The organism is Paraburkholderia xenovorans LB400, assembly GCF_000013645.1.
Classification (GTDB): domain Bacteria; phylum Pseudomonadota; class Gammaproteobacteria; order Burkholderiales; family Burkholderiaceae; genus Paraburkholderia; species Paraburkholderia xenovorans.
The window spans coordinates 671,010-696,320 of record NC_007953.1 but is presented as its reverse complement, the minus strand read 5'-3'; the positions used below and the strand labels follow the sequence as shown (position 1 = coordinate 696,320).

The following is a 25,311-nucleotide window of genomic DNA, read 5'->3' as shown; positions in this document are numbered from 1 at the left end:
GCCGGTCGGCGGCGCTGTCAATGGCCGAGCCGTTCGATCAGCGCGTCGGTGAACGTGCGCGTGGTCGCCTGACCGCCCAGATCGGGAGTGCGCACCTTGTCCTCGTTGAGGGTATCGGCGATCGCCCGCCTCAGGCGCTTCGCGTCCTCGTCGAGCCCCACGTGGTCCAGCATCAGGCCTGCCGCCAGCAGTTGTGAGACGGGGTTGGCGATGCCGCGACCGGCGATATCGGGAGCGGATCCGTGCACCGCTTCGAACAGCGCCGTGTCCTTGCCGATATTGGCGCCGGGCGCGAGCCCCAACCCGCCGACCAGGCCGGCAAGCTGGTCGGAGAGAATGTCGCCGAACAGGTTCGTGCAGAGCAGCATGTCGAACTGCCAGGGATTGAGCACCAACTGCATCGCACAGGCATCAACGATGCGGTCGTCGAGCGCGACCCGTCCTGCGTAGTCGGCGGCAACCTCGCGAGCCGCCTCCAGGAAAATGCCGGTAAGCGCCTTCAGTACATTGGCTTTGTGCACCACGGTGATCTTCCTGCGGCCGTGCCTGAGCGCATAGTCGAATGCGCAGCGCGCAATGCGGCGGCCCCCTTCGCGGGTGTTCATGCCGGTCAGCACGGCCACGGCGCGCGGATCGTCGCCGATCGGAATGTAATGCTCGTGCGCGACGTAGAGCCCCTGAATGTTTTCGCGCACCAGCACGATATCGATATCGTCGTAGCGGCCGGGCACGATCGTGCGCACCGGCCGGATGTTCGCGTGGAGTTCGAACGCTTCGCGCAGGCGCACATTGGCGGAGCGGAAGCCCCCGCCAATCGGCGTCGTCAGCGGCCCCTTGAGCGCCAGCTTCGTTTCGCGGATGCTGTCCAGCGTCGCTTGCGGCAGCGCATCGCCACATTCGTCGATGCCGGCCATGCCCGCCTGTTGGATGTCCCACTTGAATGGGGCACCCAGCGCTTCGAGCACCCTGACCGTCGCCTGCGTCACCTCCGGGCCGATCCCGTCGCCCGGAATCAGGGTGGCGGGAATCGACTCACGCGCCTTCGCATTCATACCAGTCCTCCTTCAGTCACTTCGTGTTCATGTTTCAGCGCCGCCAGCCGGCGTGCGCCGCGAAGAATTCACTCAGGACGGCAACGGGCCACCCGGCGGCTCTGTCACCACTTCGATCAGACAAGGCTCGTCGGCGGCGAACGCTTGCGCAATCGCTTCGTCCAGCTCGCATTCGCGCGTCACGCGCCGGGCTTGCAGCCCGTAAGCCTCGGCAATGCGCACGAAATCGGGGTTGCTCAGCGAGGTGCCGACGTGACGCCCGGGATAGTGCCGGTTCTGATGAATCCGGATCGACCCGTAGCACTGGTTGTTGACCAGGATGAACAGGATCGGCAACCTGCGCTCCACGGCGGCGATGATTTCATTGCCGGTCATCAGGAAGCCGCCGTCGCCCACGAGGCAGACCGTCTTCTGGCCAGGATAGCGCAACTGCGTGGCAATTGCGGAAGGCACGCCGTATCCCATGGCGCCCGAAAGCGGCGCCATCAGCCGGCGCGGAAAACAGAACGGGAAATGCCGATAGACGGGCGCGGCGAAGGCCCCCGCATCGAGACAGATCGCCGCATCGCCGGGCATCTGCTTCGCCAGTATGCGCGCCACGTCGACCGCGCGGGCAGCGCCATCGGCGGCCGGCTCTGGCCAACGCGCGTAGCCGGTTGCGAAATCGCGCAGACGCTCGCACCATTGCGCTCGCCGCCCCCCGACAGAAGGCGACGGATTGCTTGCGACGAGCGCCGCCGCGAGGCTCGCGGGATCGCAGACGAACCCCATCTCGGCGGCTAGATGTCGGTTGACCACAGCGCTATCGGGATGGCAGTGCACGAAGCTTTGCGCGGGCACGGGGTGAGACGGGAATCGATAGCCTTGCGTAGTGATGTCACCCACGCGGCTGCCGAGCGCGATCACCAGATCACTCGACTCGAACAGGCGCATCTGCTCCTCGGGATTGGCGAGACCCAGGTCGCCGGCATAGAGCGCGTGATCGTTCGGAAACAGGTCGTGGCGACGAAACGAGACCGCGACCGGCACGGCGAAATGCTCCGCCAGCCGGCGCAGCGCTTCACGGCCGCCCGGTACGTCGAGCACGCCGCCCGCGATGACGAGCGGGCGCTGCGCGCGCTCGAGCCGTCCGGCGAGTTCGAGCACGCGCACCGGCTCGGGCAGCGTTGGCACGGCCGGCGTGGCTCGCCACGCACTGGCCTCGACGGCCTGCTGCTGGATGTCTTCGGGCACGACCAGCACGACCGGGCCCGGCGTGCCGGCGCCGGCGATGCGGATGGCATCGAAGGCGGCGGCCGCGAGCGCTTCTGGCTCGGTCACCTCGATCACGTGCTTCGCGACCGAACCGTACATCCTGCCGTAGTCGATCTCCTGGAACGCACCTTTGCGCAGACGCTGCTTCGGCACCTGCCCCACCACAAGGATGAGGGGGATCGCATCCTGTTCGGCCGTGTGAATCGCGATCGCGGCATTCGCGGCACCCGGTCCCCGGCTCACCATCACCACGCCGGGCCGGCGCGTGAGCCGTGCATCGGCGCAGGCCATGAATCCCGCTCCGCTTTCGTGGCGGCAGGTCACCACATCGATCGACGGGAAATCGCCCAGGGCATCGAGGATGCCGAGATAGCTCTCACCGGGCACGAGAAAGACGCGATCGATGCCGTTCGCCGCGAAGACCGACAGCATTGCGTGCGAGGCGCTGCTTACTGGCACAGGTAGGTTCATGTTCCGGATGAAGAGGTGAGAGGACAGGGGCATGGCCGCGAAGACGGCAGCGAATGTCGGCTATTATCGATGCCTCGTCCCAGGCGAACAATTGGCATAGCCGAACTATCAGCTATGCCATTCCGGCAGAGGTGACACATGGATTTGAGACGACTGGAACTGATGATGCAGGTAGCCGCTGCGGGAAGTCTGTCGAAGGCCGCAACCGTGCTCGGCATTGCCCAGCCCGCGTTGGGTAGGCAGATCCGGAAGCTCGAGGAAGAATGCGGCTTGCGGCTCGTGTACCGGCATGGGCGAGGTGTCTCGCTGACGCCGGAGGGGCAGGCGCTGATCGAACGCGCCGGGCCGCTGGTGAAGCAGTTGGCAGCCATTCCGGCCGATCTGCAGTTGGAACGCCAGTCGCCCGAAGGGCTCGTCACGGTGGGTCTCACGCCGACCGTCTGCCATCTGCTCGGCCTGGAATTGCTGACCGGGCTCAAGCAGAAATATCCGCGGCTGGTGGTTCACGTCGTGTCCGGCTACAGCGGCTACGTGCTCGAATGGCTGGTGGGCGGGCGCCTCGACATGGCGATCCTGCACGACGCGCGACGCTCGCCGACGGTAGCCGTCGATCCGCTTGCAGCCGCCGAACTGTTCTTCGTCTCACCGGGCGCCGAAACCACCTTTGAGCGCCCCGCACAGCCAACGCTCGCGTCGCTGGGCAAGGTGCCGCTCGCGCTGCCCACGCACAACCACGGCCTGCGCCGGACGATCGAATACGCCGCGGCGAAAGAGAAAATAAAACTCGACGTCCGCTATGAGGTCGACACGCTCGAATTGCTGAAGCAGATCGTCGTCGCGGGGCTCGCCTGCACGATCCTCGCACGGCCCGCCGTGCTCAGCGAACTGGCCGCCGGCACGCTCAACGCGCGGTTGCTGCACGCGCCGAAACTGCATACGCGACTGGTGCTGGCCACCGCTGCGCAGCGGCCCGTCACGCACAGCATGGAAGTACTCGAGCACGAACTGCGCACGTTGTTCGCACGGCTGATTGACGAAGGCGATCTCTACGGCATCGTCCATCCGAAAGACGCGTAACCTTCGCTTCCCGAGGGTGCCGCGCAGAACCGGCCTGTCATAGGCTGCAGTTATGTCCGTCTCCGGCAATCGCTATTTCCGCATCAGAAAAGCGCCCCCTATACTCTGACTCGTCGTCGGCGCACTTCAGGCCACAAGGAGACTCCCCACAGGAAGCGCTGTTCCGGCGCGTGCAATCCCATTCCGGCCCATCCGAGCCCCATCTCGCATCGACATAAGCCCGATCCCGGCGTGAGGACATGCCGGTCGAGCCCGTTCATTTTCCATTCAGAACGAGGAGCAAAGCATGGCGAGCAGTACGCAGCAAACCAAACAGCCCATCGACGTGGTGGCGCTCTTTCCGCAGGTCGCGGATATCCAGGACGAAGCCTTGCGCAAGGCTGTCGTGGTGGTCTGGCAAGAGCTGTGGGAAATGAGTGCATGGAAGCGGCTGGAGGAAGTGCCGACCTCACCCGAGATTCCCTATCCGACCCTGCCGCATAACCAGTGTGTGCTCGACATGGCGATGTCCGTCGCGGACCTGTTCGAGCGCCATCACGGCCTCAAGGTCAATCGCGACTATCTGATCGCCGCCGCGGTCCTGCAAGACGCCAGCAAGGTGGTCGAAATGGAGCCGGGCGCCGAAGGCAAGGTGGCGGCCACGGCGCTGAGCAAGCACTATCCGCACGCTTTCTGGGCCGCCCATCTGGCCTTGCGCCACGGCGTTCCGGATGAGGTCGTGCACGTCCTGCTGACGCACTCGCCGCAATCGCCGAAGTTCCCTTCCACCATCGAAGGAAAGATTCTTTATTACGTCGACCAGATCGACGTAATCGGCATTTTCAAGGACCGCTGGCGCAAGGATCTGTACATCACGAAGTAAGCCGCCCTTTGGAGACGAGGAGAACGAGACATGAGCAAAAAAAGTGAACTACGCAGGCTGATCGCCGCCCCCGAAATCCTGGTGCTGCCGGGCATCTTCGACGGATACAGCACGCGCCTGCTCAAGGCGTCGGGCTTCGCGGCCGGCTTCATCACCGGCGCGGGCATCAGCGAGGCGAGCCTCGGCTGGGCCGATCAGGGCATCATGGGACTCGAGGAAAATCTACGCGTCTCGCGCGCGCTGGCCGCGTGCTGCGACGTACCGGTCATCGCCGATGCCGACACCGGTTACGGCAACGCCGTCAACGTGCACTTCACCGTGCGCGCCTTCGAGAACGCCGGCCTCGCGGGCGTGATGATCGAGGATCAGGTCTGGCCGAAGCGCTGTGGGCACATGAAGGGCAAGCAGGTCATCTCCGCCGCGGAAGGCGCCGGCAAGATCCGTGCGGCAGCCGAGGCACGGCTCGACCCCGAAACGCTCATCATGTCGCGCACCGATGCGCTCGCCACGCACGGCCTCGACGAAGCGATCCGCCGCCTGAATCTCTATGCCGAAGCGGGTGCGGATCTGCTGTTCGCCGACGCGCTGCTGTCACGCGAACATATCGCCACCGTGGTGAAGAACGTCTCGAAACCGCTGTGCGTCAACATGGGATTCGGCATCCGCCAGCGCTCGACGACTCCGCTCATCTCCGCGAAGGAACTGCAGGATCTCGGCGTCGCGGTAGTCGTGTATCCACGCATGCTGACGGCGGCGGCCATCCAGGGCATGAAGAACGCCATCGCGGCCCTGCAGGAATCGCTGGACACCGGCGCGGTGGTGGAGCGGCCCGAGCTGCTAGTTTCCTTCGAAGAACTGAACGAACTGGTCGGGATCGAGGAACTTGAGCAGATCGAGCAGCGTTATCTGACGAGCGAACAATACCTGCAGAAATATGGAGACGCCGCTCATGAAAAGAAATGACCCACGACGGCCGCGGCCGTCGCCCGAGGGATGGCCGACATGACCCGATCCGAATCCATCGCGCCGGGCACGGCTCCCGAGCCGCCGCTTTGCCAGTCGCCGGACGCCTCGCCCGTCGCGCCCGGCTTCGAGCTGCCGGAACTGGCGTGCGACTGTCACGCCCATATCTACGGGCCGCCGGAGCGCTATCCGTATCGGGAGAATCGCCGCTACACGCCGGCGCCGGTCGGACTCGCGCAGTACCGTCAAGCGCTCGATATGCTCGGCATCCGGCGCGCCGTCATCGTTCAGCCCACCATCTATCACGACAATCAGGCGACGCTGGACGTGCTGCAGGAAATGGCCGGCCAGTGGCGCGGCATCGCGAAGCTTAAGGCCGATGTCTCCGACGCAGAACTGACGCGCCTCGACGTGGCGGGATTCCGCGGCGTGCGGCTGCATGCGGGCGCCTCGATCGAGGAAATCGACGCGATGGCCCGCCGCGTGGCGCCGCTCGGCTGGCATTTGCAGCTTCATCTGAACGGACGCGAACTCGCGCTGCTCGGCGCGCGGCTCACCCAGCTTCCGGTGGACGTCGTGATCGATCACTTTGGGCGCCTGACGGTGGAGGACGGCATCGACCAGCCGGCCTTCCGCGGCTTGCTGGCCATGCTGGAAACCGGGCGCTGCTGGGTCAAGCTGTCGGCGCCGTTCCGGCTCGGCGACCCTGTCCCGCCCTACGCCGCTGTTGCGCCTTACGCGCGCGCGATGATCGCGACACGGCCCGACCGGCTGGTCTGGGGCAGCGACTGGCCGCATGCTTCGTTCAAAGGCACGATGCCGAACATGGGGGTCCTGCTTGGGCTGCTGTCCGAATGGGCACCCGACGCGCACCTGCGCAATCAGATCCTGAGCGGCAATCCGGCCCGGCTATATCGCTTCTGAGCCGCGCGCTCGCGAACACCGAATTCTCCTACGGAGGCAACGCAAGTCATGAACAATCCAAAGATCCAGAAGATGCGTGCGCTACTCGCAGCAGGCGACGTCATCGTGTCACCCGGCGTGTACGACGGCTATAGCGCGAGAGTGATCGAACGCATGGGCTTCGAGGCAGCCTCGACCACCGGCGCGGGCCTCGCCAATTCGCGCCTGAGCGAGCCGGACATCGGCATCTTCACGCTGACCGAAAACGTCGAGGCCTGCAAATGGCTCGCGCGTTCGGTCTCCATTCCGATGATGGCCGACGCGGATACCGGCTACGGCAATCCCGTCTCCGTCTATCACACCGTGCAGTTGTTCGAGGAGGCCGGCGTGGTGGGCGTCAACCTCGAGGACCAGGTGAGCCCGAAACGTTGCGGGCATATGCGCGGCAAGGAAGTCATCGATGCGCGCGAAATGGCGAAGAAGATCGAGGCGGCGGTCAAGGCCAAATCGGATGCCGGCTTTATCATCAATGCGCGAACCGATGCCATCGCCGTTGAGGGCATCGACGCCGCCATCGAGCGGGCCAGGCTTTATGCGGCGGCGGGCGCGGACATGATCTATCCCGATGCGATTGCTTCGGAAGAGCAGATCAAGCGCTTCGTCGACGCGGTCAAGCTGCCGGTCAGCATCAACATGGGCTTCGGCATCCGTTCGCGGCCGACTACCCCGCTGATTCCGGTGCGCCGGCTCAAGGAGTTGGGCGTCGCCCGGGTCACGCTTGCGCGCATGCTGCCGGCGGCCTCGATCATGGCGATGAAGCAGGCGCTCGAACTGTTTCGCGACGGCATGGAAAAAGGCATCGCGCACGATCGTCCCGACCTGCTCGCGAGCATCGACGACATCACCGATCTGATGGGCTATCCATTCATCGACCAGCTGGAAAGCGAATTCCTGCTGCCGGAGGAAATGGAGCGGAAGTACGGCGCCGAAAAATCGGGCTACGTGGTGCACGAAAAATCGCAGGCAAAGTCCAGCTAGGCGGCGAGCCCGGCGCGCTCGCGCCTTCGCGGCCGGTGCGGGGCTGCCGGCGCAGTGCGAAGCCGCGCGCGGGCGCGCCGGGCTCAGGCGTGGCGCTCGGGTGCGCGCAGCGCCTCCGCGAGCGTGCGGCGCGACTGCTCGTCGGGCAGCGAAATCCCCTTCCAGACACCGCTTGCCGTGAGATCTTCCACCAGTTCGACGATCATCCGGCACACGGCGACCGTGGCGGAACTCATCATCGTGGTGCTGGACCAGCACACACTGGCGGGGCGGCGAAGCTCCGGCGCGACGATGGCGCGGATCTTCGGACAGCGGGCGGCCTCACGCTGGGCCAGTGCGGAAACCGGCAGGATCGTGCAGGCGTGGCCCGATTCGGCGATCGAAAGCAGGGTGGGCAGGGAGTCGATATCGGCGACGATGTTCAGTTCGAGATTTTCTCGCGCGAAAACGCGTTCGAGCAGCAGGCGCAAACCGTTTGTGGCGCCCGGCGCCACCATCCTGACGCCGTTGAGTGCGCTCAACGCACAGCTCTGCGCCTCCGCGGCCACGCCGTCACCGGGCTCGCCCATCACGAAGAGCTGCTCCTCCAGCAGCGGCCATGCCGTCACGCCCAGGGTGTCGGAAGCGCGGAACAGGATCGCCAGATCGAGCCGGGCGCTCGCCAGCAATTCGGTAATCGCGCCGCTCATGCTTTCGATCAATTGCAGATGAATTCCCGGATAACGCTGCTGCACGCGTTCGATGAGCGGCATGGCGAGCACCGACACCATGGTGGTCGGCAAGCCGACCGCGACGGTGCCCGATTCGGCGCTAGCGCCTTCCTTGACGTGCTGCTTCAGTTGCTCCATCTGCCGGAGGATCGCGCGGCTGCGTGCGTACAGCGCCTGGCCGGCGGCGGTGGGCGTCACGCCGCGCTGACTGCGCAGCAACAGGCTCGTGCCGAACTCGCTTTCGAGCCGGCCCATCTGCTGGCTCAACGAGGGCTGCGCCACATAGAGCTTTTCCGCCGCCTTCCCCATGCTGCCGCATTCGACGATGGCGACGAAGTATTTCAGTTGTCGGGTATCCATGATTTGTAGAGTATGTGCCAATACGGGGCAGAAGATATTCCTATGGCCACCGCAGTCAATCCATATTTCCGCCAAGCGGTGAGTTCTTTTAGATTAGAGACCTAGGCTGTTACCGCTCAATCCGGAGTTTTTGCATGCGTCCATTAGACGGAATCAAAGTTGTCACATTCGAGCATGCCATTGCGGCGCCCTTCTGCACGCGGCAGCTTGCCGATCTCGGCGCGCGCGTCATCAAGATCGAAAGGCCAGGCACTGGCGACTTCGCGCGCCAGTACGACGAGCGTGTCCACGGCCTGTCGTCCCACTTCGTTTGGGTCAATCGTTCGAAAGAGAGTCTGACGCTCGATCTCAAACAGGCCGAGGCCATGCAGATTGTCCATGCGCTGCTCGCGGGAGCCGACGTGTTCGTGCAGAACCTCGCGCCCGGAGCCAGCCGGCGCCTGGGCCTCGATTACGCGTCGCTCAGCCAGCGCTATGAACGCCTTGTAGTCTGCGACATCTCAGGCTACGGGCTCGACGGCCCCTATCGCAACAAGAAAGCCTACGATCTGCTGATCCAGAGCGAATCGGGTTTTCTCAACGCCACCGGCACGGCCCACGAGCCGGCCAAAGCCGGCTGCTCGATCGCCGACATCTCGGCCGGCATGCATGCCTACTCCAGTATCCTTGCGGCCCTGCTGCAACGCGCCCGCACGGGTAAAGGCACACACATCGATATCTCGATGTTCGAAAGCATGGTCGAGTGGATGAGCCATCCGCTCTATTACACCTATGGCGGCCAGGCCGCACCGCAGCGGCACGGTGCGTCGCACGCCACCATTTATCCCTATGGCCCGTTCGCCGCCGGCGACGGCAAATCGCTGATGCTGGGGCTGCAGAACGAGCGCGAATGGGAGGTGTTTTGCCGGATGGTAATCCAGCGCCCGGAGCTCTTTCAGGACCCGCGATTCAGCAGCAACAGCCGGCGCCATGAAAACCGCAGGCTGCTTGAACAGATCATTCTCGAATCGTTTTCGGTACTGAAGGTCGAACAGATCGTAGAGCGGCTCGATGCGGCCGGCATCGCGAACGCACACATGCGCGACGTAAGCGAGCTATGGAATCACCCCCAGCTGGGCGCGCGCGAACGCTGGACCCAAGTGTCGACGCCGGTCGGGCCGATTCCTGCTCTGCTGCCGGCGGGCATGACCGCCGCGAGCCAGCCGCGCATGGACCCCGTGCCCGGGCTGGGCGAGCACACGCAGGCCATTCTGCGGGAGCTGGGTTATGGCGACGCCCAAATCGAAGCCCTGCAGCGGCGGAGAACGATATGAACGACGAGACGATCTCCATCGAAGACGTCGTCACGCTCGCCCCCGCGAGCGCGCTGGAAGCCACGCTCGATCATCCCGTTTCGCTGCGCACCGGCGACGCGTTGCCGCCGCTATGGCACTGGCTGTATTTCTGGCCCCGTGCACGGCAATCGGCGCTGGGCGCCGACGGCCATCCCCTCAAAGGATCGTTTCTCCCCGATCTGGGGCTGCCGCGCCGGATGTGGGCCGGCGGACGGCTGCGCTTCATCGCGCCGATAGCAATCGGCGAGGCCATCATGCGCCGCTCGGCTGTGACGTCTTTTACGGAAAAAGCCGGACGTAGCGGCCGCCTCGGGTTCGTCACGGTCAGGCACGAGATCGCCGGCGCGAAAGGCTTGCTGATCGACGAGGAACAACACATCGTCTATCGCGAGCCCCCTCAGCCCGGCAGCTCCGCGCCTGCGCCTATTCCTGCCAGGACGGACGCAACCTGGCGGCGACTGATCGAGCCGGACGAGACGCTGCTATTCCGCTATTCGGCGCTGACCTTCAACGCGCACCGGATCCACTACGACAGGACGTATGTCACGCAGGTCGAAGGTTATCCGGATCTGGTCGTGCACGGCCCGCTGCAGGCGGCGCTGCTCGCCGACCTCGTGCAACGCCATCTACCGGGCCGCGCCTTTGAGACGTTCTTGTTCAGGGCGGTTCGCCCGCTTTTTCTGGGGCAGCCGTTTTCCGTATGCGGCCGCCCCGCCGCCGACGGCTCGACCGTGGAATTGTGGGTCAGCGACCATGAAGGTGCGCTGACCATGAGCGCGCAGGCCACACTCGCCGGTGCAAGCCGCGCGTAAATTCATCGTCAAGGGTTTTTCATGCATATCGAAAACGATTCGTACCAGGACATACGCGACGCCATTCGCGACCTGTGCAGCCAGTTTCCCGCCGACTATTTCCGGCGCATCGACGAGGAGCGCGGCTATCCCGAGCAGTTCGTCGACGCCCTGACCCGAGCCGGCTGGCTCGCCGCGCTGATTCCGCAGGAATACGGCGGCTCGGGCCTCGGCCTGACCGAGGCTTCGGTCGTCATGGAGGAAATCAACCGTTGCGGCGGCAACTCCGGCGCCTGCCATGGGCAGATGTACAACATGGGGACCTTGCTGCGGCACGGTTCCGACGAGCAGAAAAACCGCTACCTGCCCCGCATCGCCTCGGGCGATCTGCGACTGCAATCGATGGGCGTGACTGAACCCACAACCGGCACCGACACCACCAGCATCAAGACTACCGCGCAGCGCAACGGGGATCGCTACGTCATCAATGGGCAGAAAGTCTGGATTTCGCGCGTGCAGCATTCGGACTTGATGATTCTTCTGGCGCGCACCACGCCGCTCGCCGAGGTCGGCAGGAAGAGCGAGGGCATGTCGATTTTTCTCGTCGATCTGCACGAAGCGATCGGCCACGGCATGACGGTGCAACCGATCCGCAACATGGTGAATCATGAGACCAATGAACTGTTTTTCGATAACCTCGAAATTCCCGCCGAAAACCTGATCGGCGAGGAAGGCAAGGGGTTCAGATACATCCTCGACGGCCTGAACGCCGAGCGCGCCTTGATCGCGGCGGAATGCATCGGCGACGGCTACTGGTTCGTCGACAAGGTCACCGAATACACGAAGCAACGCGTCGTGTTCGGCCGCCCCATCGGGCAAAACCAGGGCGTCCAGTTTCCGATCGCCCGCGCCTTCGTCAATATAGAAGCCGCCAGCCTGATGCGCTACAAGGCTTGCGAGCGTTTCGACGCGCGACAGCCCTGCGGCGCCCAGGCCAACATGGCCAAACTGCTGGCCGCGGACGCCTCATGGGAGGCCGCCAATGCGTGCCTGCAGTTTCACGGCGGTTTCGGTTTCGCTGCCGAATACGACGTGGAACGCAAGTTCCGGGAAACGCGGTTGTACCAGGTCGCGCCCATTTCGACCAATCTGATTCTGTCCTATGTGGCAGAGCACATATTGGAGTTTCCGCGTTCGTTTTGAAGGAGTCTTTGCCCGGTCTTGCTGGGCATCTTGCTGGGCAATTAGCGGACGCTCGCGCTGAACCGGCTGCGCTCGACAACGCCAGGCCCGAAGCCGCCGTCAGCCGAAGCATTTCCACATGCCAGTGGTCGCCGCTTTCCTCGTTGCGCGGCGAGAGCCGCTTTTCCTATCCCTGAGCTGCGTCAAATGCCCGAAAAATACAGTGTAGCCACGAAAAAGATGAGCGCGCCAATTGTTATATTTTTTCTTAGCCGGAAAAAACGGTCATATATAACACCAATTATCGGCTTACAGACAACTGCTCCGGCTCCGGAAATCGCACTGACGATTCCCGCGTCCACTGTGGATACGTGATGACCTTTGATCATTAAAGCATTCGCCCATGCCAAGAACCCTACTGTGTAGTGCTCGAACGATTGTGGTTGCCCCAAGAACCCGGTATGAATTCTGCCAGCCTAGATATTGCGTCATCACCGGTACACTCATATCCGTCACGACGACCGCAAACGAACTCGACGTCATGAACAGGCCAATCGCTTTTCCGCGCTCGTGCGCCGAAAACCACGTGCGAATCAACTTGACGGCTGCGGAATAATCGGCAGCCCGCTGCCATGCCCATCAGCGCCTGCAGGGGTAACCCAACCCACGCGTTCGGAGTCAGGCTGAATCTGATACTCAAAATCCCGAGACCTGGAAGCGAGAGCGCCAAGGTGAGCCTGCGCCGAATACGTCCGACGCGACTTCGCTGAAGATATTTGAAATAACGTATCCTGCGTAGAACGAAGTCACAAAAATTCCCAGCATTCCACCTGGAGACCTAGCGACGATCCGACAGACGCAGCCATCGTTCCCCATGCAAGACGGCAAACCGTACTCATAAGGAATGCAAACCAGACCAAGACTAGCCGGGTGTTAAACGCGATTCGAACCTTCCAGATGGGTACGCTCCGTTCTTTCTGAACGGAGCGCCCATGACAAACCGGAGGTTCGAATTGTTTGAGTACCGTCAAGTCCTTGCAAGGTGTCGATATACGATCGGCAACAGGTCACGACACCGTTTCCAGGGAGCACCCTGCTTCAGGGCGATAGCGTGCCTAAGCGTGCATGTTTTTTTGTCACGATGCGACCCAGTGAAAAGCGAGTGTTAGCTCGGATCTTACCGCGTAGCGGATGATTGGTTTTGCGTTTCGGCCACGACCTTGAGATCGGAAGCAGACATCCCTGTCTTGACTGGTGTTATCGGCAATCAAACGGATACCATGCCTCGACAAGTGCCGTTTCGGTCGGTCCGCCACTACGCCCCGGTACGAGCGAGTTGACTTTGATGACCGACGGACCTGTAACTCCGACTGCTGACAACCCGTAGACGTAACATAGCGAGGTGGCGGATTGTTAGAACGTCACTGACACCGATTCATTGACAAACAGGGCCGGTGGCTGAAGCGGGGCAAATACCGGATTCCAGGTCCTGGTCAGGGAACTTATCAGATAGACGCCGCGGGCAAGATTCAATGCGTAGGAAATCTCCAGTGAACTGGTGGAATGCGCGGAATCCGCGCCACGGGCCTGCAGCGTTCTGCGTTCCTCCGGACTGAAAAAGCTTTGGGACCACGATAGTGAAACCATATCTTTCCGGCGTGTGCTGAATGGTCCAAGAATGAAGGCGGTCAGACTATAGTCATGCGCGAACAGTGCGACGTCGCTCGGAGAATAATCGACTTTCGCATCAACATACAGGCCGCGCGCGTCGCTGTATGGTGACGTAAGTTGCGCGGTCGCGGCTCCATAAAAGGCCCTGTTGTGAAGTGAAGACGTTTGTGATCTGGTCTTGTCAAGCGCCGGGTAGTCGCTCGTGTTGATCACGGCACCCCCGCGTACCCAAAGGCTCCGCGAACTGACAGATGCATCCCTCTTGTACCCGACTTCGTCGACGAAAAGCGCTCCGTCGCCGGGAATCGAAAACCGCAGGCCAACGGGATTCGCCCGATTTTCCACCAGTTGTCCGTCGGGGCTAGTGCTTCGGGAAACAATGAAATTGTTATAGAAGTGTTGGGTTGCTGGATCCCGGAGAATGATCTGGGCCGCTGGCGTCGGTGACTCCGAGCTTATACCTGCAGAATAGAGAACATTGCTTTGCGGCCCAAAAGAAGCAACCGCGGGATTGCCACCAAGGACAGTCCCATAAAAACTATGCGACAGGTCGAAGTAGCCGTATTGTAATTCGACATCGCCATTCAGAAATCTTTGATTTATCGCCACGGCCGTAAAGCCGGAATAACGTATGGAGGGGAAGTAGCTGTTTGTGTACCAGTCTGCCTTGACTGTGAGCTGTGCATCGCCAGGCATTCCGAGCCGGGTAAGATCGTAGGTGAACAGCGCGTATGACGAGGTGTTATAAGTTGGACTCTGTCCGCCGTAAAGTTGCGGGGTTCGCGCATGACCTAGCACGTCGTAGTTGACACCTGCGAGAGCAGATGCCTGAAAACCGATACCACGATCCGCAAGCCAGGTGCGCCATCCACCGATGTCTGACAGCATGGTCTGACACACCGGCATTTGAACCTCTGCACTCCGGCTGCGCGTGTTCAGCGCGTCCAGTCGCGCGCAGTCTGTCGTTTCTGCGGCGGGTGCGGGTTGCACCACCGGTGATGGTGCTACCTCTTCCGCCGCGGCACCGGTCATGGCGATACATGACATGCCGATAGCCACAGCACCGAACAGCGACCGGATACATAAAAAAAAGTCGTGACGCCGACACATTGTGTCGTCTCGCATATTTGTCTCCCGCTCAATATGATTTGGTACTGACTCGCATCAGTACATTGGCATTACTGAGTTTTAGTGTTTATGTGGAATTCGCCACTTTTTCGATTACTGGTGCGCAAGCTGACGGCCGGGTGTCAGCCGGGGAAGCGATACCAGCAGAAGTGCGCCCACCACCAGCACCGCCGCCAGAACCTCGATTGGCATGCTGAAGGACCCCGTGGCATTACGCAGCCAGCCGATAAGGTTCGCGCCGACCAGGCCGGCACAGTTGCCGATCATGTTGATCAGCGCGAAAGCTGTCGGTGCGGCTGGATTGCCGCGGAGAAGATCAATCGGAATCGCCATATACAGGCCCTGAGCCGCGCCCTGGCCGAAGCCCGTGGCGACCAGCCCAAGCAATGCAAGCCATGGACTGCTGAAGGCGCAGCTCAATATCAGGCCGAGCGCGCCGATAAGCGCGCCCGTCGCTACATGGCGACATCTTTCCTGGTTCCGGTCAGAATGCCAGCCATTCAGCAGCATGCCCGCTGCGGCGGCAATCCATGGCATCGTACTCACCAAGGTAACCGCCATCGGACTCAATCCGGTTGATGCGGCCTTGATAACCTGTGGCAACCAGTAGAGCAATCCATAGGTACCCATCGCGATACAGAAGTACGCTAACGCGATGGTCAGGATGTTCCTGTCGGACAGGACCGTCCATAGTCCGGCGGTCTGGCCGGAAGAGTATGTGGAAAGGGATTGCTTCGGGCGATCCTTTTCCAGTTCACGCATCAGCCACTCACGTTGTTCGTGCGTCAGCCAGCGTACTTCGGCCGGTGATTCAGTCAGACGGAAATATGCAACGACCCCAAGGATGACTGTTGGAAGACCTTCAACGAAGAACATCCATCGCCAGCCGGGCAGACTGTGGACGATCGAGTGCTGCGTTAACAACCAGCCAGATAAAGGCGCACCGATGATAACCGCCATGGGAAGGGAAAGCGCCGCCCAGGTCATGATTCGTCCAAGGTTTTGGCGCGGCACCCAGTTGGCCAGATAAAACGTGGCAGCAGGAACGACACCCGCTTCCGCAAGCCCCAACAGAAAGCGCAACACGTAGAAATCGAAGCGTCCGTTGATGCAGCTCATAAGTGACGCACAAAAACCCCACGCCACCATCATGATCGCCAGCGGCCTGGCGGCACCAAAGCGCCTGATCAGTGCAGCACCAGGCAACTGGAACAGCATATAACTGACAAAGAACAGGCCGACACCAAAGCCATATATTCCGGGGTCAAAATGCAGATCGTCGTTCATTGTCAACGCAGCAAAACTCACATTGACGCGATCCATCGAACTCAACAGGTACACGACAAGCATGAAAACGCCGAGTCGCCGGGTGACGAGCCGGACCGTCTGTTGGGCTACGGTACGCACTATATGTCTCCTTGTTGTGACAACGTTTGGCCGGCCGTCGTCTGTAAAGTCCTGCGCCGGGATTCCCAGTACGGGTCATTGGAACAGTTACTGCCGGGACAACCGGCCACAGGATGGGATGCGGTTGCCATGAGGTAGACCCCTGCTGTGTCGCGTCGCCTCGACAGGGCTCACGAGGCGCAAGCGGGAAGGTTTAGCCGTTCACGACATTGCGGATCTTTCCGATTCCTTCGATTTCAGCTTCCACGACATCGCCCGGATTGAGGTACGAGATGTGCCCTTCTCCGGTCCGTTCAGGTGTACCGGTGAACAGGATGTCGCCGCATTCAAAACGGCAACGCGCATTGATGAAATGAAGCAACTCCGGCACGCTCCAGATCATGCGCGATGTAAAGCTGTCCTGGCGGATTTCGCCGTTAACCCTTAACGTCAGACGCAGATCCGGAAGTTCTGTGGGAAATTCGTCGCGTGTAACGATCCACGGACCCACGCCTGTGGTTTGGTCCAGGCTTTTTGCCGAAAAGAGATCCATGCCAATCCCTGCGGGCCCGCTTCGTTGCAGATCACGTGCGCTGACATCATTGCCGACAGTAAACCCAAGTACTGCGGCCATCGGGCACTGCGGATCAACCCGGTCTGCACCGACCACGGCCACGAGTTCCACCTCGTGATCCAGCTCATGCGTGAGCGGCGGATATTGAATAGGATCATTCGCTCCGATCAACGCGCCGTAGGACTTGAGGAAGGCAAACGGCTGCTTCGGCCGTTCCAGTCCGAAATCGGTGAGATGCTTCATGTAGTTCGCTCCGGCGACCACCACCTTGCTGGTCCTTTCGATGGGCGGAAGCAGCCGAATCCGTTCGAGAGGCACCGCTTCCCCGGAAAAGACCAGCGTCTCCATGTCGAGCGAACGGGTCAGAGCCGGTGCCCATTCGGCGAAACGACCGGAGATCGGGCGTACTGTCGAACCGCTATTCTCCAGCACGCCCCAGAAACTGACGTCTCCGTTTTCGCAGCGAAGCAGCTTCATGACCTGATTCCAGCCGTGGTTTCGTTCTGTCCCGGACAGCGACCAATGCTGGCCGGTGCAAGATGCAGGAGGTCGCAGGCGTTCCTGTAACGGATCCGATCAAGATCTTCCTGCGAGAGCCGAAGACCTTCCGTCATGTCCGACCGGATAGCATCGCTGCCGCCGAAATTCGTTCCGTAAACAAGGTGATTGGCACCCACAATATCGACCAGGGACTGACGCATCGACAACTCGTGCAACTCGGGATCGAACCAGAAGTTTTTCAGATATTCCTCCACAGGCCGCTTGTTCAGGGCATCTTCCAGATTCGGATTGGTCATCGCAAGACGGCCGATCTGATACGGCACAAAGCCTCCCGCATGAGTCAGATAGACCTTGAGATCCGGAAACCGGTCGAGCACGCCGCCACAGACGAGATACCAGAAGCATCGCGCCTCGTCGTAGTTCATTCCCACAATCGCCGTTGTCTCGAAACGATCCTCGTTAGCTTTTTCGCCCCACGTAACAGACTGGTTGTAGCCATGCACGAACATCGGCACATCAAGCTCGCAGAGCGTCTCGAAGACCGGGTGCATGGCCTCGTCGTAAAACTCAAGGCCACCAAAATTGGCGCCGCCTGCGACCAACCCTTTTGCGCCCAGCGTAGTGACGGCGCGCCGGATCTCACGGGCCGCCTCTACAGGCGCATTCAGCGGTGCATGCGCCCAGAAGAAAAGCCGGTCAGGGTACGCAGAACAGTACTCCGCCAAGGTGTCGTTCACCTTGCGCGCAAAGCGCACACTGAACTCCGGATCCGTCCAGTACATGTACGCGTGCGAGGGCAGCGAAACCACCTGGGCGTCCTGGCCAGCAGCGTTCATAGCCTTGATGCGCGTTGAGGGATCCGCCCAGGCGGACATCCATTCATCCAGGCGCGGCGCAGTGCCGGCCGCCTCTGCGGCCTTTCGCTCCGGCTGGCCTAACGTAAGTACCCAGTGTCCTACGCGCATCCGGATATGACCACGATCATCTTCTTCGAAGAATGGTCCCCAGTGCGGGTGCTGGTTGTAGTAACCGGGATGGGGTGCATGGGCATGCAGGTCGATCAGCATTCGCAACGTTCCTTTACAGTGAAATTGACGATAAGGTTCGGATTCGATCGGAACTTATTTATAGGTCTATAAGTTAACAACAGCTTATGACGAACCTTTGCTGTTTTCAAGGGAACAGGAATCATGGAATACCCTCACGCAGCCCGTCTGGCAGTCGGCTTGATGACATCCGTAACAGGCTGAAAAAGAAGTCGAACGCGAAGAGAGCATCGCGGTCCGGCGAATACCCAGGGTAGAGAGAGGTCTTATAGGGGAACGTTCGTATCCGGTCGACGGCGCGAACGTCAGCGGACTGGATGGCGCGTGTACCGCGCCCAGCTCCCGGCATCTGGTCGACGCCAGAACGTCACTTGTCGCTGGTCGACTCCTGCGGTGGCGCTTCGTGATGCGTCGTATAGGATGGGCAAGCTCGTGAGTCCGATACAGCCCCGTGACGCCCGATGTTGTAAACCGCGCTCAGGTGGCGTTCTCGTGTATGTTATAGCCTGATCAACGACAGGTCCGGCCAGCCAGTTTCAACCAGGCACACCGTACACCATACGAGCATCGACAACGGCATTCATGACGCGAACGAAAACTGCGGCACCGGAACAGGGCAAGCAAGCTCAAAAGACAGCGCCGGGCGCAATACGCCTGAGGCCCGACGAACGCGAGAGACTTATTCTGGAAGAAGCAACGAAGCTTTTTGCCGAACACGGATTCGAGGCCAGTACGCCGGAACTGGCCTCAAGGCTAGGCGTGACGCAGCCGCTTCTTTATCGCTATTTTCATACCAAGGACGAACTGATCCGCCGTGTGTACGAACATGTTTTCCCGGTCGACAAATTGCTAGTGGAATGGAAATCGATGCTGGACGACAGGACCCGGGATCCGCGCGAGCGGCTGGTGACGTTCTATACACAATGGGCGACCGGTAGCTGGGTGGACATATTCCTGCGGCTGGTGATGTGGGCGCGCCTGACGCGGCCAGAATTGATTCAGCCTTATGCCGCAGCCACCGACACGCGACTGATTCCTCTCGTTCAGAAAGCGTTGTACGAAGCAAGTGGGCTGGACGGGACGTACGGCGGACTGAAGGACACGCACGAGGTGGCGCGCGCCTTTCATGCGCTGATGGTGGACGTGCGGCTTTCGATGATTGATGCCGACTACACTGTCGAGCGCGTCCAGACAGTGATCCGTTTTCGACTTGAACTGTTCATCGAAGGACTTGCACAACGGACCCAGCGCCCCGCCCGACGAGAGAAAAGAAAGTAGCCGCGGAATCAGCAGCGTGGGTGAGCACGGCCTCCGTGCCAGTGCATCTGAAGAATGCATTAGCGCGACCTCGTCGAGATGCATCCCGATGGTGACCGCCGGATATGCATTCCTGCTATGTCCGCTGTCCTGCCGGTCAGATGCGTACTCCATCCTTAACTTACACAGGCGTGGATAAGGAACTGCAAGGAGGCGGCCCGGATTGCGCAAGGGTACTTTCGCGTGCCAGACCACGCTGGCTTCCATCTGCGGAATTGCGTCAAGCGCGGCACGCGCGTCGATCCGTCTGTCTGACAGTATGGCCATGCCGGAACCGTGCGCACCAGCGCCCGTAAGGCTTCCATTGAACTGGTGCGAAACGCGATATCTGACGCAATCCGCTTCCTTTTCCAGTAGCGCCGGGTCGACTGCTCTAACCCGTCCGCCGTCAACTGGATGTGCGGATACTGTGCCACGTCACGCAATGACGGCGCCCCGATTTGCATGAGAGGACGCGTCGGCGCGGCCCACAGTTAGCGGCGCGAGCGTATTAGCACGTCGTGAAAGCGGTTCTCGACGGCCTGAAGCATCACGTCACGCACCATGCGCTGGTGTAGCCGCCGGTGCTCGCTACCCAGCTCATGGCCTCGCGGTCGCAGCCGAACGCCGGTAAGCGGCACACAGCGAATTCATGAACCGCGGCTTGCCGTGAGGCCGCAGCGGTTTGCCGCCGACGCTCCTCGCCGGCCGGACGTCTGGCCCACCAGGACTGCACCTGGGATGCATGCCCGGCACCCAGCGTCCGGATTTATATTAGACAAGAATTGATTTTATGTTCTATCTGTTACTTCGCTGATCCCCCCAGGCGGCCCAATCCTCCGTGGCATTTCGGGCCCCGCGCGTTCCAGGCGCGCGAAAGCGCGTCAGGAGAATCCCTGGTTAAGCATCTCGAAGCAGCCCTATAAGCCTTCTATTCCAAGGGTTTTGTTCGTTCCAGCCCGCCGGCGGCAAGACTCGCTCACGCCGTGCCACCCCCCTGCGGCAAGCCCGTCCGGACGCGGGATAGCTCGTCACGCGCTGCGCGGGGGGACCGTGTCCGCCCGGCATTGCCATCAATCCGCATAGGAACACCATTTCACAATCTGTTCAAATAATTGATGCGGGTAAGGGAAAACGACAAGATCACCGGCCACATTCTCTCTTTAGAATTCGATTCCATACCTAGCTGAACAAAAAAATAAACACCTGCGAAGAATGTGTTCACCTGTCATCGAAGTGGACCGGAAGCGATTCGCGTCAGACGCGCGCCTCCAATGAAAAAACCAGGCATATCAGGTAGCCAAGGAGACAAGGAGATGAACGGAATGACTAGCCGCGCAAGACTGAAGAGGAACAGGGTAAGCGTTGGCGTTGCCGCCGCGCTCGGATGCTGGGCTGCGTCAGCGAGCGCGATGCCGCTCGGGGCCATCCCCGACTGGGACATCAACTGGGACAATACGATCAGCTACAACATCGGCATGCGTGCCCAGGGGATCAACCCCAACATCGGCAACAACCCGACATTCAGCGAATCCGACTACAAGTTTGCACACGCGGGCGACATCGTCACCAACCGGGTGTCCGACCTGTCCGAGTTCGACGCGGTGTTCCAGAACAAATTCGGCTTCCGGGTCAGCGCCTCGTTCTGGAAAGACTTCGCCTACGGCGGCGGCGTGAGCAACAATCCGGGCATGGCCTATCCGGGCACCCCCTACTCGACGCTGAACTCCTATGCGAACAACCGCTACAGCAGCTACACCGAGCGCTACTACCAGCAAGGCGCGGAACTGCTCGACGCGTTCGTGTTCTACAACTTCAACCTCGGCAGTGCGCCAAGTTCGATCAAGGTGGGCCGCCTGACCCAGTACTGGGGCAATGCGCTGTTCTTCAGCGGCATCGCTTACGGACAAAACGCCATTGACGGCATCAAGGGTGCTGCCGTACCGGGCACGCAGTTGAAAGAGCTGACGGTTCCCCGGGCTCAGGTGCTTTTCCAGACGAACATCACCCCGACTGTCTCGCTGGCAGCGCAATACTTCGCCGAATACAAGCCTAGTATGTTCCCGCAAGGCGGTACCTACCTCGGCACGGCCGGGTTCCTGTTCCAGGGGCCAAACCTGCTGGACGGACAGATTCCGCAGGGTGCTCCCGTCCAGCCCACCAACGGGTTTCATTCGGACTACGGCCTCAAGGCCACGTGGTCACCCACCTGGCTCAACGGTACGATGGGCTTCTATTACCGCAACCTCACCGAAACCAATCCATGGGTGCTGCTCGGCGTGAATCCCGCAACGGGCGCCACGAACTATCATCTGGGATACGCTTCGGACGTCAAGCTCTACGGCTTCAGCCTCGACAAGCAGATCGGCCCGTACAGTACCGGGCTTGATGTCTCGTACCGTCATAACACAGCGCTTAACAGCTCGACCGGGCCGCTGCCGGGCGACCTGAGCGGCCAGGCCGGCGCGCGCGGCGACGTACTGAACGTGATCGGCAACGTGATGGCGGGCCTCACGCGCACGCCGCTGTGGGACACCGGCAGCGCAGTCGTCGAACTGGGCTATACGCAGAAGCTCAAGACCACCAGCAACGGTGCCCTCTATAACGGCGTGGGCAATTCCCTCGCCTGTCCGGGCGGCAACAAGTGGGACGGCTGCTCGACCAATAGCGCTGTTGCGATCGCGGTTCAGTTCGATCCGCAATGGTTGCAGGTGTACCCCGGCATCGATCTCGACATGCCGATCTTCCTCGAGTACGGCATCTGGGGCAACCAGGCGACGGTGGAGCCATCGCCCGGCCAGGGAACGCTGCAGTACACCATCGGTGTCCATGCGCTCATTCAGAACAAGTACAACGTCACGCTGCAGTACAACGGCTATCACGCGCATGCCGGCGGCCAGACCAATTTCGGTCTCGCCAATGGCCTGCCAGGCGGCGGCCCGTCGTACTATGCGGGCGGCAACAGCACATACTTCTACAACGATCGCGGCTGGGTATCGCTGACGTTCTCCGCCGCGTTCTGATGGATGAAGTGGCTTGCCAGGGCATCGCGAGCCACATCGCCACGATGGCGGTCACGGACGCGCGGCGTGGAACATGTCAGGCATCAGCAATAGAAACTTTGGAGACAGATCAATGAAACGCGTACTGATATTGACGACACTCGCTTCGGCTCTTTGCGTCAGCGCTCACGCAATCGCCGCAGTCAGCGCTGAGGAAGCGAAGGAACTCGGGCACAAACTGACCGAGTTCGGCGCGGAGAAGGCCGGCAATGCCGACGGCTCGATCCCGCCGTATACGGGCGGCGTCAAGGACCTCGCGATTCCGGCGGACTTCAAGCCTGGCAGCGGCCACTATCCCGATCCGTTCAAGGACGAAAAGCCGCTCGTGTCAATCACCAAGGCGAACGAAGCCCAGTACGCGGAGTTCCTGATGCCGGGCACCAAGGCGCTGCTCGAACGCCTGCCAGGCTTTCGCATCGACGTCTACAAGACACACCGCACGATGGCCTACCCCGACTGGGTGCTGAAGAACACCGTCGGCTGCGCGCGGACGGCGAAGCTGGTTGGCTCCGTGACGGGCGACGGCGTCGAAGGTGCGTTCGCGTGTATTCCGTTCCCCATCCCCAAGAACGGCTACGAAGTCATGTGGAATCAGAATCTGCGCTACCAGGGTGTGCGCACGGATTTCCGCTTCCGCACGATCCTCATCGACGAGTCCGGTCACAAGACGCTGATGGGTGACAACGAAACACAGTTCATCTACCAGTATTACGATCGAAATGGCAGCAAACTGCCCGACAATTTTTTCCGCACGGGCTTCACCCGCTTCTATGGGCCACCGTCGGAAGTGGGCATGATGACGCTCGCAAAATACAGCATCAACGACGGCACCGACGACGACACGACATGGATCTATATGCCGGGCCAGCGGCGCGTACGCGTAGCGCCAGAATACAAATATGACACGCCGATGGCGGCGATCGGCGGAACCCTCCTGTTCGACGAGGTCGGTGGCTTCCAGGGGCGCATGGACCGGTTCGACTTCAAGCTGGTGGGCAAGAAAGAAATGTTCGTGCCTTATAACAACTATCGCGCCTACAACTCGTCCGATCTCGTCGGCGACAAGTATGCAAATCCGGACGACGTACGCTGGGAAAAGCACCGTGTCTGGGTAGTGGAGGCCACGCTCAAGCCGGGCGAACGCAATATCTACAGCCATCGCACCTACTACATCGACGAGGACACGTGGCTCATCGTCGGCTACGAAGCCTATGACCAGAGCAACGCGCTGTACCGCGCCGGTTATACGCTCGACATCGTTCCGTATGACAAGCCGCGCGTCGGCCAGCCCAACGCGATCATGTACGACCTGACCAAGGGTAACTACTCGGTGACGGCCGATCAGGGCACGCCCTCCCAGCACATGATTCCCTTCGACGACCTGCCGAACATGGGTAACTACAACACGCAGGCACTGCTGAACGCCGGCGTGCGATAACGGTAGTGGTCGCCTCCGCGAAGCCCGCGCGCCACGTGCGTCGGCTTCGCGGCAACGCTATTTCGAACACGGTAGTCCTGCGGAGGTTCTGAATATGTTTATCCGGACGCTGCAACGCGCGGCAGCTGTCGGCCTGGCGCTCATCGGCGCCTGTGTGCCCGGCCTCGCGGCCGGAAGCGGCAAACCCGCTTTCGTCGATCCACTGGACGCTCCCGCTGCGGTGGCCGTCTCGCCCGCACGCCAGCCGATGACAGCCGTCGCCTATGCCGGCTCGCGCCTCGTCGCGGTCGGCCAGCGGGGCGTCATCGTCGTGTCGGACAATCGCGGCCAGACGTGGCGCCAGGTGCCGAGCCCGGTGCAGAGCGACCTGACGGCCGTCACCTTTCCGAGCGCCACCGAGGGCTGGGCGGTCGGCCATGACGGCGTGATCCTGCATTCCTCGAACGGCGGCCAGACGTGGGTCAAGCAGCTCGACGGGCGCATCGCGAATGCGCGCTTCGTCGCGTTCTATCGCGCGGCGGCGGCATCGGGCAACACGAACGCCGCTCCCCTGCTGCAGCAGGAGGAGCGCAATGCGAAAGCCGGGGCATCGCTGCCCTGGCTTGACGTATGGTTCGACACGCCGCAACGCGGCTACGCGGTCGGCTCGTTCGGCATCGTCGCAGTCACCACCGACGGCGGCAAGAACTGGCTGCCCGGCCTCGAGTACGTCGACAACCCCGACTTCCTGAATCTCAACGCCATTCGCGGCATCAACGGTGACATCTTCATCGCCGGAGAACGCGGCACGGTGTTCCGGCTCGACCGGTCGAGCGGCCGCTTCGAGCGCCTTTCGTCGGGCTATACCGGCAGCTTTTTCGGCATCGCCGGAAACGGCAAGCGGCTTTTCGCTTTCGGCTTGCGCGGCACGGTCTATGAAAGCACCGATCGCGGCGACACCTGGCAGCAGGCGCGCTCGGGCACCGACTCGTCGCTGAACGACGCCGCCACGCTCGCCGATGGCACCGTCGTGATCTGCGGCAGCCGGGCGCTATTGCTGGCAGGCGACCCGGTCACGGGCGAGCTGCGCCGCGTGTCGGCCGATACGCCGATGATGTTCGCCGGCATCGCCACGAACGGCGATGGACAGGTCGCGCTCAGCGGTTCGAGCGGCGTGATGATCGAATCAATCCCGGCGCGCCGGTAAGGGCGTTGCAGTGCAAGACCACAGGT

General features: G+C 61.5%; 19 protein-coding genes and 1 pseudogene. 12 read left to right on the top strand and 8 right to left on the bottom strand.

Annotated elements, in window-relative coordinates; genetic code table 11:
• Positions 1-17: 17 nt before the first annotated feature.
• Positions 18-1,052: an isocitrate/isopropylmalate dehydrogenase family protein gene (locus tag BXE_RS39835; RefSeq protein ID WP_011493819.1), complete on the bottom strand. Its 1,035-nt coding sequence runs from the start codon at positions 1,050-1,052 to the stop codon at positions 18-20.
• A gap of 72 nt (positions 1,053-1,124) precedes the next feature.
• Positions 1,125-2,777: a thiamine pyrophosphate-dependent enzyme gene (locus BXE_RS39830; protein WP_040123523.1), complete on the bottom strand. Its 1,653-nt coding sequence runs from the start codon at positions 2,775-2,777 to the stop codon at positions 1,125-1,127.
• Between the two features lie 138 nt (positions 2,778-2,915).
• Here BXE_RS39830 and BXE_RS39825 point away from each other — a divergent pair, with 138 nt between their 5' ends.
• The 5 genes from BXE_RS39825 to BXE_RS39805 all read left to right on the top strand — a co-directional run bounded on the left by BXE_RS39825 (position 2,916) and on the right by BXE_RS39805 (position 7,620).
• The gene (locus tag BXE_RS39825; protein ID WP_011493817.1) at positions 2,916-3,854 is read left to right on the top strand and encodes a LysR family transcriptional regulator; all 939 of its coding nucleotides are present in this window, start codon (positions 2,916-2,918) and stop codon (positions 3,852-3,854) included.
• A gap of 286 nt (positions 3,855-4,140) precedes the next feature.
• Positions 4,141-4,716 carry a hypothetical protein gene (locus BXE_RS39820; protein ID WP_011493816.1) on the top strand — a complete coding sequence of 192 codons (576 nt, stop codon included), beginning with the start codon at positions 4,141-4,143 and terminating at the stop codon, positions 4,714-4,716.
• A 30-nt stretch (positions 4,717-4,746) separates the two neighbouring features.
• A complete protein-coding gene (locus BXE_RS39815) occupies positions 4,747-5,679 on the top strand; it encodes an isocitrate lyase/PEP mutase family protein (protein ID WP_011493815.1) in 933 nt (310 codons plus the stop codon).
• A 39-nt stretch (positions 5,680-5,718) separates the two neighbouring features.
• Positions 5,719-6,603 (top strand): amidohydrolase family protein, encoded by an 885-nt coding sequence (locus BXE_RS39810; protein ID WP_011493814.1) that lies wholly within the window; start codon positions 5,719-5,721, stop codon positions 6,601-6,603.
• A 48-nt stretch (positions 6,604-6,651) separates the two neighbouring features.
• A complete protein-coding gene (locus tag BXE_RS39805) occupies positions 6,652-7,620 on the top strand; it encodes an isocitrate lyase/PEP mutase family protein (RefSeq protein ID WP_011493813.1) in 969 nt (322 codons plus the stop codon).
• An 83-nt stretch (positions 7,621-7,703) separates the two neighbouring features.
• Here BXE_RS39805 and BXE_RS39800 read toward each other — a convergent pair whose 3' ends face one another.
• Positions 7,704-8,690, bottom strand: coding sequence for a LysR substrate-binding domain-containing protein (locus BXE_RS39800; protein WP_011493812.1), 987 nt, complete (start codon positions 8,688-8,690; stop codon positions 7,704-7,706).
• Between the two features lie 134 nt (positions 8,691-8,824).
• Here BXE_RS39800 and BXE_RS39795 point away from each other — a divergent pair, with 134 nt between their 5' ends.
• Genes BXE_RS39795 through BXE_RS39785 form a run of 3 tightly spaced genes read left to right on the top strand, consistent with a single transcriptional unit; the run spans position 8,825 to position 12,018 of the window.
• Positions 8,825-10,003 (top strand): CaiB/BaiF CoA transferase family protein, encoded by a 1,179-nt coding sequence (locus BXE_RS39795; protein WP_011493811.1) that lies wholly within the window; start codon positions 8,825-8,827, stop codon positions 10,001-10,003.
• Positions 10,000-10,836, top strand: coding sequence for an FAS1-like dehydratase domain-containing protein (locus BXE_RS39790; protein ID WP_011493810.1), 837 nt, complete (start codon positions 10,000-10,002; stop codon positions 10,834-10,836). The genes BXE_RS39795 and BXE_RS39790 overlap by 4 nt, the downstream gene beginning before the upstream one ends.
• A gap of 21 nt (positions 10,837-10,857) precedes the next feature.
• Positions 10,858-12,018, top strand: a complete 1,161-nt coding sequence (locus BXE_RS39785; protein ID WP_011493809.1) for an acyl-CoA dehydrogenase family protein — start codon at positions 10,858-10,860, stop codon at positions 12,016-12,018.
• Between the two features lie 288 nt (positions 12,019-12,306).
• Here the strand turns inward: BXE_RS39785 and BXE_RS48380 are convergent.
• From BXE_RS48380 to BXE_RS39765, 5 genes and pseudogenes are all read right to left on the bottom strand, one after another.
• A pseudogene (locus tag BXE_RS48380) lies at positions 12,307-12,609 on the bottom strand (hypothetical protein); the annotation flags it as partial.
• 801 nt (positions 12,610-13,410) lie between these two features.
• Complete coding sequence (locus BXE_RS39780; protein ID WP_049782428.1) at positions 13,411-14,793, bottom strand: carbohydrate porin; 1,383 nt, start codon at positions 14,791-14,793, stop codon at positions 13,411-13,413.
• A gap of 96 nt (positions 14,794-14,889) precedes the next feature.
• Positions 14,890-16,203 (bottom strand): MFS transporter, encoded by a 1,314-nt coding sequence (locus BXE_RS39775; RefSeq protein WP_011493806.1) that lies wholly within the window; start codon positions 16,201-16,203, stop codon positions 14,890-14,892.
• 193 nt (positions 16,204-16,396) lie between these two features.
• Complete coding sequence (locus BXE_RS39770) at positions 16,397-17,233, bottom strand: fumarylacetoacetate hydrolase family protein (RefSeq protein WP_011493805.1); 837 nt, start codon at positions 17,231-17,233, stop codon at positions 16,397-16,399.
• A complete protein-coding gene (locus BXE_RS39765; RefSeq protein WP_011493804.1) occupies positions 17,230-18,324 on the bottom strand; it encodes an amidohydrolase family protein in 1,095 nt (364 codons plus the stop codon). Before BXE_RS39765 ends, BXE_RS39770 begins: the two co-directional genes overlap by 4 nt.
• Positions 18,325-18,885: 561 nt before the next feature.
• Between BXE_RS39765 and BXE_RS43560 the strand changes: the two genes are divergently transcribed.
• The 4 genes from BXE_RS43560 (at position 18,886) to BXE_RS39745 (ending at position 25,285) form a co-directional block, all read left to right on the top strand.
• Positions 18,886-19,581 carry a TetR/AcrR family transcriptional regulator gene (locus BXE_RS43560; RefSeq protein WP_011493803.1) on the top strand — a complete coding sequence of 232 codons (696 nt, stop codon included), beginning with the start codon at positions 18,886-18,888 and terminating at the stop codon, positions 19,579-19,581.
• Positions 19,582-20,915: 1,334 nt separating this feature from the next.
• The gene (locus BXE_RS39755; protein WP_011493802.1) at positions 20,916-22,622 is read left to right on the top strand and encodes a DUF1302 domain-containing protein; all 1,707 of its coding nucleotides are present in this window, start codon (positions 20,916-20,918) and stop codon (positions 22,620-22,622) included.
• 112 nt (positions 22,623-22,734) lie between these two features.
• Positions 22,735-24,099, top strand: coding sequence for a DUF1329 domain-containing protein (locus BXE_RS39750; RefSeq protein WP_011493801.1), 1,365 nt, complete (start codon positions 22,735-22,737; stop codon positions 24,097-24,099).
• 94 nt (positions 24,100-24,193) lie between these two features.
• Positions 24,194-25,285, top strand: coding sequence for a WD40/YVTN/BNR-like repeat-containing protein (locus tag BXE_RS39745; RefSeq protein ID WP_011493800.1), 1,092 nt, complete (start codon positions 24,194-24,196; stop codon positions 25,283-25,285).
• The last annotated feature ends 26 nt before the right edge of the window (positions 25,286-25,311 follow it).